Genomic DNA, 9,301 nt, shown 5'->3' on the forward strand with positions numbered 1-9,301 from the left:
ATCAGACGCGCCGCCTCCAGCACCGCCTTGGGCAGGCTGATCAGGCTCCGCAGCCGGTGCGCCAAGCCCATGCCTTTGAGGCCCATGCAGGCGATGGATTCTTTGCGGAAATCCAGCCCGGCCAGCGCGTCGCGGTCAAGCTGGCGCTGGGTGCCGATGAACATGATCTCGCAGCCAGGAAATTGCCGCCGCAGAGCTGCGGCCAAAGCGATGCCGGGAAAAAGATGGCCGCCAGTGCCGCCGCCAGTGATGATGATGCGCATGGAAGTCAACAAGGAGCAAAAGAAACTTCTCGGTTATTGCCGCGTCCGTTCGCCGAAAATCGCGGTGCCTATTCTGATCATGGTTGCCCCTTCCTCAACAGCGACGAGGAAATCTCCCGAAAGGCCCATGGACAATTCGACTGCCGCGTTGTCATAAAACAAACCCTTCTCAGCTAACTGCAAGGAAAGCTGCTTGAGCGAACGAAACCACGGGCGGCTTTCCTCCGGCTCGCGGCCCAGCGGAGGCATGGTCATCAAGCCACGGACGCGCAAGCTGGCCAGCGGCTGCATGGCTTGAAGCAGCTCTTCGGCCTGCTCTGGCAGCACGCCGGATTTCTGCGGCTCGCGGCCCACATTGACTTGGATCAGCACGTCCAGCTGTTTGCCGAGCTGCGCTGCCTGCTTGTCCAAAGCGGCGGCCAGCTTCAGCCGGTCAACGGTCTGTATGACCTGAAACAGCGACGCGGCGGCAGCGGCTTTGTTGCTCTGCAAATGGCCGATGCAATGCCATTCCAAGGCAGGATCAAGCTGGCTGATTTTGCCCGCCGCCTCCTGAAGGTAATTTTCGCCAAAGACCGTCTGGCCGCAGGCCTGCGCCGCAGCCACGCCTGCCGCAGCCACGTGTTTAGAAACCGCCACGATCTTGACCGCATCTGGGTTCCTGCCGCAGGCCAAAGCGGCGGCGCGGACAGCGGCGCGGATGTGTTCGAGGTTATCACAGATCATGCTGGCAAAGCAAAGAGTTTTTCCGCATTGCGGCTGGTCTGATCAGCAAGTTCCGCCAGAGAAACACCGCGCAGAGCAGCCACAGCAGCGGCGGTGTGCAGAAGATATTCCGGGCGGCAGCATTTGCCCCGGAACGGCACTGGCGCGAGGAACGGCCCGTCGGTTTCCAGCAGGAGCCGGTCAAGCGGCAGGCGGCGCACGACCTCGCGCAGACTTTCCGCCTTGGGAAAGGTGACAATGCCGGGAATGGAGAGATAAAAGCCCAGTTCCAGCACCTGCTCGGCCAGCTCTTGCCCGCCGGAAAAGCAGTGCATCACTCCGCCCTGCGGAAACGGCCCTTTCTCCCGGAGCAGGCGCAGACAATCCTCGTGCGCGTCGCGGTCGTGGAGGATCAGCGGCAGGCGCAGCTCTTGAGCAAGTTCGAGCTGGCGGGCGAAAACACGCAGCTGCGCTTCTTTTGGCGAATAATTTTTCGCATAATCAAGGCCGATCTCGCCGAAACCGACCACCTTGGGCGCGGCAGCCAGCTCGCTCAGCTGGCGGAACGTCGTCTCGTCCCCGGCCTTGTCAGCATCGTGGGGATGGATGCCCACCGCCGCATAAACGCATTCGTGCTGGGCGGCCAATTCCACTGCCTGGCGCGAGCTGGCGAGATCAATGCCGATGGTGATGATCTTGGTCACGCCGCTGCGATTTGCGGCGGCGATGACTTCAGCCAGATCAGCCTGGTAATCGGCCATGTCGAGATGGCAATGGGTGTCAACCAAGCAGCTGCCAGAGGGCAGCGAGAGCGGGGCGGGTGTGTTCATCGGGTGAAAAGAGTGAATATCGTTCAAATGCCGTGACAGCGCCTTAGGTTGCTGTTCCGGCAATGATTGCCAAAGAAGGATTCCGCTTCGGCGCAGTAAAAATGCCGTTCCGCAGGCCCGCAGGAGGATATTGCTGGCCTGCAAAACCTCGTTGCAAACTTCCAGCAAGGCGTTGCAGGCTTGCACCGAGGCGTTGCGAGTCTGCAAGATGCCGTTGCAAGCTCGCAACGTGACGTTGCAGACTTGCAGCAAGGTATTGCAGACCTGCAAAGCGACGTTGCACGTCTGCAATGAGGTTTTGCAGGCCTGCAAAACGGCGTTGCAAGCTCGCAACGTGACGTTGCAGGCTTACAGCAAGGCATTGCAGACCTGCAACGCGGCGTTGCACGTCTGCAATGAGGTGTTGCAGGCTTGCGCCGAGACACTGCGGGCAAGCGCTGCGGCAGGCGAAGGCCGGTCTCAGCTCCCTTTGATCAAATCCAGCAGCTCCTCGGCACTCATGCGGGCACCCGCGTCTGTGCCCTCCAGCAGCGAGCTGGCCAGATTGCGCTTCTCGTGGTGCAGCCGGACGATTTTCTCCTCAATGGTGTTGGCGGTGACCAAACGATAGACAGTCACAGGCCGTTTCTGGCCGATGCGATGGGCGCGGTCGGCGGCCTGATCCTCCACCGCCGGATTCCACCACGGATCCATGTGGATGACGTAGTCCGCCGCCGTGAGGTTGAGACCAAGCCCGCCTGCCTTGAGGCTGATCAGGAAAAGGTCGCCCTCGCCCGCCTGGAACTCATCCACCTGCCGGATGCGGTCCTTGGGCGGGGTGGTGCCGTCAAGGTATTTGTAGCTGATGCCCTTGCCGTCCAAGTATTCGCGGATCAGGGCCAGATGTCCGGTGAACTGGCTGAAGACCAAGGCTTTGTGCCGCGATTCGAGCAGCTCCTCGATCACCTCGCCAAAGACCTCCAGCTTGCTTGACGGTATTTTGCTGGCCGAGTCAATCAGCTTGGGATTGCAGCAGGCCCGGCGCAGGCGCATGATTTCGGCGAGAATTTGCAGATGCCGCCCAGCCTTGGGGTCGCTGCCCTCGATGTTCTCCAGTGCCTGCTGGCGGACAGCCTCGTAGAAGGCCATTTCCGACTTCTTCATCTCCACCCGCAGGGTGATTTCAGTGCGCGGCGGCAGCTCGTCCAAGACCTGCGACTTGATCCGGCGGAGCATGAAGGGCCGGATCAGCTTCTTGAGCTGGCGTTTGGCGGTGCGGTCGCCGTGCTTCTCAATCGGAATGCCAAAACGGGTGTTGAACTGTTTGTAGGTGCCGAGCAGGCCGGGATTGATGAAATTGAAGAGGTTCCACAGCTCGCCGAGATGGTTTTCTATCGGCGTGCCAGTGGTGATCAGACGGAACTTGGCCTTCAGCAGCATGGCTGCCTTGGAACGCTTGGTCGCCGCATTCTTGATGGACTGCGCTTCGTCCAAAACCACGGTCTGCCATGCCACGGTTTCGAGCAAATCCACCTCCTGCTGCAGCAGGGTGAAGCTGGTGATGAGGATGTCCCGCTTGCCAAGGCTGCTGATCACCTCTTTGCGGTCATCAGGGTTGATCAGGGTGCGCACGGTCAGGGTGGGGGCGAAGCGGGCCGCCTCCTGCTCCCAGTTCATGCAGACCGAAGTCGGCGCGACCACCAAGGTCGGGCCGTCCTGCGCACGGTCAAGGATCACCGCCAACGACTGAAGCGTCTTGCCGAGGCCCATGTCGTCGGCCAGACAGCCGCCCACGCCGAGATGCGCCAGCCGCGACATCCAGACAAAGCCCTCGACCTGATAATCGCGCAGATCGGCCTGCAAGGTGGAGGGCACCTCCGGGACAAAATCTTGGACAAACTCAATCCGGGCGAGCTGCTTCTTCCAGCCCTCGTCAGCTTGCGTGTTGGCCTGCCGGGTGAGGTCATCCAAGGCCAAGGCCGCAAGCGGATGAATGCGGATTTCCTCCTCGCCGTTCTCGCTCTTGCCACCCGCCTCGCTGAAGCGGAGCAGCTCTTCCAAGCGGCTGCGGAATTCCTGCGTCAGGGCGAGGAACTGCCCCTTGCCCAGCGGAATGAAGCGGCTGCGGGCCTCGCGCACCTTGTCCAAGAGGCTTTTCAGGTCAATGATCTCGTCCTGATCCACCTGCACATGGCCGGAGAGGGCAAACCAGTCCTGCTGGCCAGTGCGGATGTTGAGGTTGAGCTGGCTGATGCCTGCCTGCCGCCGCACGGCCAATTTCTCGCCCTCCGGCCATTCGAGCACGGCCCGGTCGCGGATTTCCTCCAGCTCCAAAAGAGCTTGCAGGCATTCCTCCGGGTCGAGCAGATGCCACTCGCGCTCGTTCTCTTGGGCCAAGTCAGTGGCGAGGTCGAGAATCGGGCAGCTTTCCTCGATTTCACGGGCCTTCTCCTCTTCCAGCAGTAGATTGCGGCGGGTCTGCATCCGCCGTCCGCCCACCTCGGCCATCAAATTGGCCACGCCCATGCCCGGCTTGAGATACGGCCCCTTGCGCGAGAAAGGCTGGACAAACATCTCCAGACGGAAGCCGGTGCCGTAGGGAATAATGTGGATGTGAATGGTCGGGTCAGCCTCGATGATTTTCACGTCCTTCTCTGCGCCGCCCACGTCAATCGAGGAATGCACGGTCATGAAGGAGGCCATGTTGCCGATGGCACTCAAGACTTGGCTGCCTGCCGCCGCCGGGTAGCGTTTGCCGCCAGGGCCGATGATGCTCGCCACCCGCCGGTGCTCGTCGTTGATCTCCATCACCCGGAAACGGGTCGGGGTCTCCTGCCAGACCGTCACCCTGCCTTCCCCGATCTCCTGCAAGAAATGGATGAAAAGAAAACCGTCCTGCTCCTCAACCATCAGCTCCGGCTCGCCAGCCACAATCTCCACTGGCACATTGCCGGAATTGTTTTCTAAAAAAACATGCGGATGGCCGACCAGCGCAGGCAGAGCCTTGTCCATATCGAACTCGCAGCCGCCGTTGCGGGAGGTCGGCTCGCCCACTTGCCGGAGGGTGGCGGAAATCTTTTCGTCCTGCTCGGTGAGGTAATCAAAATCCTTGGGCGAATAGAGCAGGCGATTGAGGCCTATGCCCTTGCCCTTGCTCCACTTGCTGCCCGGTTTTTTCTTCTGCTCCTTGGCCGCCAAGGTCAGCTTGCCGTCAGCAAATTCCACCGTCCACGCAAGGCGGCTGGTCTTCTCCGCCTGTCTTGCCTTGCCTGTGACGCTGATCAGCTCCTCCAAGCTCTGCTTCCACGAGTCCTCGCCCAGCGTGATCAGGCGGGTGATGCTGCGGCAGCTGATCTCCTTGGCTAGCTTTTCGGCAGTTTTGATCAAATCCTTGCGGCTGGGATCAGCGGCGGCCAAAAGCTGGGCCGCCTCCATCGCCAGCCAAAGGAAGCCGTTGGCCTTGGCCCGGCGGCAGAGGGACTCCAGCCCAGCCTGGAGCTTGTCCGGCAGATGCACGCTCAGCCAGTGCAGCACCAGTCCGGCGGTGAGGAGGCTCAGGCTGCGCACATCCTTCTCAAAGCCCTCGCTGAGAATGCGCAGGTCAGGCAGTCCGCCTTCAGCCGCCACTACATAAATATCAAGGAAACGGAAGGGCAGTTCCTCTGGCCCGCCATGACAACGGCTGAGAACTATGGCCACTGCACGGCGGATCAGCTCGCGGTCGCCAAGGCCGCTGCGGGAGAGCAGGGCCATGATGCAGAACAGGCCGTTGAGGTTGAAAAAGAAGGCTCCTTCCGGCCCGGCGTATTTGTTGAGCAGAGCCAAGTCCGCCTCGAAAAGCTTGATGGCCTCGTCGGTGCGGCCCTGGAGAAAGGCCGAGCTGCCCGCGAAGCCGGAGCCTTGGAAGGAGTCGGCATGAGCGGCCAGCAGGCTGTCCAGCTTGCTGGTGCAGCCCCGGAGCAGATAATGCCCGGCCAGCAGCCTGCGGAACGGCACCCGCTCGTCCTCGGACAGGAGCATTTTCTCCTCCTGCTCCAGATAGGCGGTCACTGCCGGATAATCCTCGGCTTGCTCCCCGGTATGGCGGAATATCTCGTTAAGCAGATAAAACTGAAGAAAGCCAGGCAGGCTACGGAACCAGTCAGCATCAAAGGTCTCGGCAACGATCTGCACCGCAGGTGGCGGCCCTGGCTGCTCTTCCTTGCACTGCTCCTTCAGGAAGGCGGCGGCCTCCTCCATTTTGTCGGTGTCGCCGGTGTGCAGGCCGATGCGGAACTGGCGCAGGGCGCGGCGGCAGCGGGTTGACCATTTGCCGTACAAATAAGAAACCGGTGCCTTGCGCTCAATCAGCTCGGCCAAGGCGGCAAAACGGCCTTCAGCAACAGCCTGCCGGACAAGCTGCTCGGCGAGCAGGGCCGGACATTGGTTGAACTCATTGAGCAGGCCCAGCTCGCGCAGGCGGCTGACCGCTCCTTCCAGCTCGTCACCGCTGATTTTCGGCGGCAGACCGGGCAGGTCTGAGCCGCTCAGGCAGGAGGCAAGAAAGGCCGCCGAGACCGGCTCGTAGAGGACGGCCATGAATGTAAGCAGAAACTGCTCCAAAGAGGGCAGGCTGCGGACCAGCTTTATCTGGCTGCTGTTCTGATCTGAGAGGGGCATTTTTCTTCCGAACAGGCTGTGCTGCGCTGGGCAGCATTGAAAAAGAGAACAGGCGGGACATTGCCTCCCCGCCTGTCCAACCACCGCGCTGCGCCGAACTTATTGCTGCGGCTCGTCGTCGCGGCTTCGCAGGCTGATCCGTATCTTGGCCTTGTTTTGCAGACTGGCCAGCCACGCGGTCAGCAGGTCACGCCGGGCTGAAGCGGAAAGCTGCTGCCGCACATCGTCGTCAGTTTTGCTCTCGCCTGCCAGCCGCTCGCGCACTTCATAGACAAACCACACATTCTCGGCCTGCACCGGCGCGGCGGGCAGCTTTTCTTTCCACGCCAGTTTGAAGGCATCGCTCCGCACTTGATCCGGCGGTGCGTTTTCCTCGCCCGAGGCTGTGCGCTTGAGCAGTCCAGTGACGGTCACCGTTCCGCCTTCGGGCGTTTGCAGCTCTTTCTTCTCCCGGCTGGCCGCGAGCAAATCAGCCGCTGCCTTGGCGGCCAGCTCCGCCGCCTTCTCTTTCTTCCAATCTGCCAGAGCTTTGTCCTTCACCGCCTCGAGCTTAGGCTGTTCCGGCTCCTGCATGTCGTCAGCAAAGAGAACGGCATAGCCCTCGCGCAGCTCAATGATCGAGGACAGCTCGCCTTTTTTCAGGCTGAACGCGGCCTCGATGAACTTCGGGTCAGCAGGCAGGCCTTGCGGATGCTCGCTGCGGGAGAAAGGCTCCGTGACCTGCACCTTGCCCGCCTCCTGCTGACTGTATTTGTCCAAGCTGCCCGCTTTCATCACCGCCTCGTAGGCCGCCGCCGCCCGTTTGAAGCTCAAGGCCTTGGCCTGCTCCCGCTTGAGGCTGGCGGCGATGCTGTCCTTGACCTGCTCGAAGCTGCGCACGGTTTCCGGTTTGATCTCCTCCAACTTGATCAGATGAAAACCGAACTCGGTCTCAATTGGCCCGCTGATGTCGCCTGGCTGCATGGCGAAGACCGCCGCGTCAAAGGCAGGCACCATCCGTCCGGCTGCGAAGAAGCCCAAGTCGCCGCCCATATCTTTATTGCTGGCATCCTCCGAGTGCTGCTTGGCCAGCGCGGCGAAATCAGCTTCTTTCGCCTTGGCCTGAGCCAGCACAGCCTCAGCCTGCTTCTTTTTTTCAGCGCGGATATCTTCCGGTGCGTTTTTCTCGATTTTAAACAAAATATGGCGGGCATGACGCTGCTCCGGCTGACGGTAGCTCTCCTTGTCCTGCTCGTACTTGGCCGTCAGCTCCTCGTCAGCAATTTTGATCTCTTTCTCATCGTCACTCTGATTGAACAAAAGATACTTCAGCCGGACTTTCGGCTCGGAGCGGTATCTCTCCTTATTTTTCTCAAACCAAGCGGCCAACGCCTTGTCGTCTGCGGCAACTTTGCTCTCAAAAGCGGCAGGCTCCAGCTTCACATAGGCCAGCTTGAGCTGCTCGTTGCTCCACGCCTGCCAGCGGGAGGCGGCATTGTCGGAAATCACGGTGAAGTCGCCGACCAGCTCCTGCACCCGCTCAGTGCTGAGGTCGGATTTCAGCCCTTTCTCAAACGAGCCGGGAGTCATCCGGTTCTGGCTGAGAACGTCCTTGTAGCGTTGCAGGCTGAATTTACCCTTTTCTTGAAAAACCTCCATCTCGGCTATCCGCTGCTGCACCGGCAGCTCGCTGACCCTGATGCCTGCCTCCGCGCCGCCTTGGCGGAGCAGCTCGGCCTGAATCAGCCGGTGCAACACCTGCTCGCGGATGCCGAGCTGCTCGGCAAAACCGGACGGCATTCTGCCGCCGAACTGCTGCTGTAGGCCGTCCAATGCTTGGCTATAGGCGCGGCTGAAGTCCATGCCGGGTATTTCTGTGCCGTTGACTGTGGCCACGGAGCTGCGGCTGCCGCCCAGATTGGTGCCGACTCCCCAGAAAATGAACACCACCGCGATGATCACCACCACAGTCTGAATCAGGGGTGACTGAGCCTGCTTGCGTAGAAAATCCAACATATTGCTTTACTCTCCAATGAATTTTTGGTCCGAAAGGAGCTGCGCCTCTCCTGCCTCATCCGCACAAGATAGCAGGTTGTCAGGAAAAATGCCAATCATTGTGCATTCCCTCGCCGCCGCCGCTTTCAGGCTGCCGGAACAGGCAGAAAAAAACGAAGAACGCTTGACAAAGAGATGACCATAGGGTATGTCTTTGGTCTGAATCCGTACAGACCGCAACGGTGAATATGCCTTTATTCATTTCAATCTATCTTTTTTAAGGGAGAACCACTATGGCAACCATTGAGCACAACGGAAAATCTTACGAAGTTGATGAAGACGGCTTCCTGTTGAACGGCGGCGAGGCATGGGATCAGAACTGGGTTGAATACGTCAAAAGCGTTGAGGGCATCAACGATATCACCGAGGAACACCAGAAAGTGATTGACGCATTGCAGGAATACTACAAGAAGAATGGCATCGCCCCGATGGTGCGCATCCTCTCCAAGACCACCGGCTTCCCGCTGAAGCGGATTTACGAGCTGTTCCCCTCCGGCCCAGGCAAAGGAGCCTGCAAGATGGCCGGCCTGCCGAAACCGACCGGCTGCGTCTGATCTGCACGTTCTACGCTCTGCGCATATAAGAAAGGCTGCCTTCAAGGCAGCCTTTTCTTTTTGGAGCAAAGAAGACAATGGAGCAGCCTCAGACAAAGAGCTTCTCCACCACCTCGTGCACGGTGCGCACCGGATGCGCCAGAATGCCTTCAGCAGACCCTGCCTCCAGCTGTCGCCGACTGGATTCGGGCATGAGGAAGGTCTTGAAGCCGAGCCGCCGGGCCTCGCGCAGGCGCATCTCCATCTGGCTGACGGCCCGGATTTCTCCGGCCAAGCC

Annotated in this window: 7 protein-coding genes and 1 pseudogene; 1 reads left to right on the forward strand and 7 read right to left on the reverse strand. The window is 60.2% G+C overall.

All coding sequences use genetic code 11. The features are described from left to right. From ACNKID_RS08115 to ACNKID_RS08140, 6 genes are all read right to left on the reverse strand, one after another. The coding region (locus tag ACNKID_RS08115; protein WP_417912938.1) for a glycosyltransferase at positions 1 to 263 on the reverse strand (263 nt) is incomplete at its 3' end. A gap of 33 nt (positions 264 to 296) precedes the next feature. After that, a complete protein-coding gene (locus ACNKID_RS08120; protein ID WP_417912939.1) occupies positions 297 to 989 on the reverse strand; it encodes a YggS family pyridoxal phosphate-dependent enzyme in 693 nt (230 codons plus the stop codon). After that, positions 986 to 1,825, reverse strand: a complete 840-nt coding sequence (locus ACNKID_RS08125) for a TatD family hydrolase (protein WP_417912940.1) — start codon at positions 1,823 to 1,825, stop codon at positions 986 to 988. The genes ACNKID_RS08120 and ACNKID_RS08125 overlap by 4 nt, the downstream gene beginning before the upstream one ends. Before the next feature lie 16 nt (positions 1,826 to 1,841). Beyond that, positions 1,842 to 2,186, reverse strand: coding sequence for a hypothetical protein (locus tag ACNKID_RS08130; RefSeq protein WP_417912941.1), 345 nt, complete (start codon positions 2,184 to 2,186; stop codon positions 1,842 to 1,844). Positions 2,187 to 2,257: 71 nt separating this feature from the next. Continuing rightward, positions 2,258 to 6,436, reverse strand: a complete 4,179-nt coding sequence (locus ACNKID_RS08135) for a DEAD/DEAH box helicase (protein WP_417912942.1) — start codon at positions 6,434 to 6,436, stop codon at positions 2,258 to 2,260. A gap of 99 nt (positions 6,437 to 6,535) precedes the next feature. Continuing rightward, complete coding sequence (locus tag ACNKID_RS08140) at positions 6,536 to 8,431, reverse strand: SurA N-terminal domain-containing protein (protein ID WP_417912943.1); 1,896 nt, start codon at positions 8,429 to 8,431, stop codon at positions 6,536 to 6,538. Positions 8,432 to 8,703: 272 nt separating this feature from the next. Between ACNKID_RS08140 and ACNKID_RS08145 the strand changes: the two genes are divergently transcribed. Then, complete coding sequence (locus ACNKID_RS08145) at positions 8,704 to 9,024, forward strand: TusE/DsrC/DsvC family sulfur relay protein (protein ID WP_417912944.1); 321 nt, start codon at positions 8,704 to 8,706, stop codon at positions 9,022 to 9,024. 88 nt (positions 9,025 to 9,112) lie between these two features. Here the strand turns inward: ACNKID_RS08145 and ACNKID_RS08150 are convergent. After that, a pseudogene (locus ACNKID_RS08150) lies at positions 9,113 to 9,301 on the reverse strand (DNA repair protein RadA); the annotation flags it as partial.

It is taken from the genome of Candidatus Electronema sp. TJ (assembly GCF_048287355.1).
GTDB lineage: Bacteria > Desulfobacterota > Desulfobulbia > Desulfobulbales > Desulfobulbaceae > Electronema.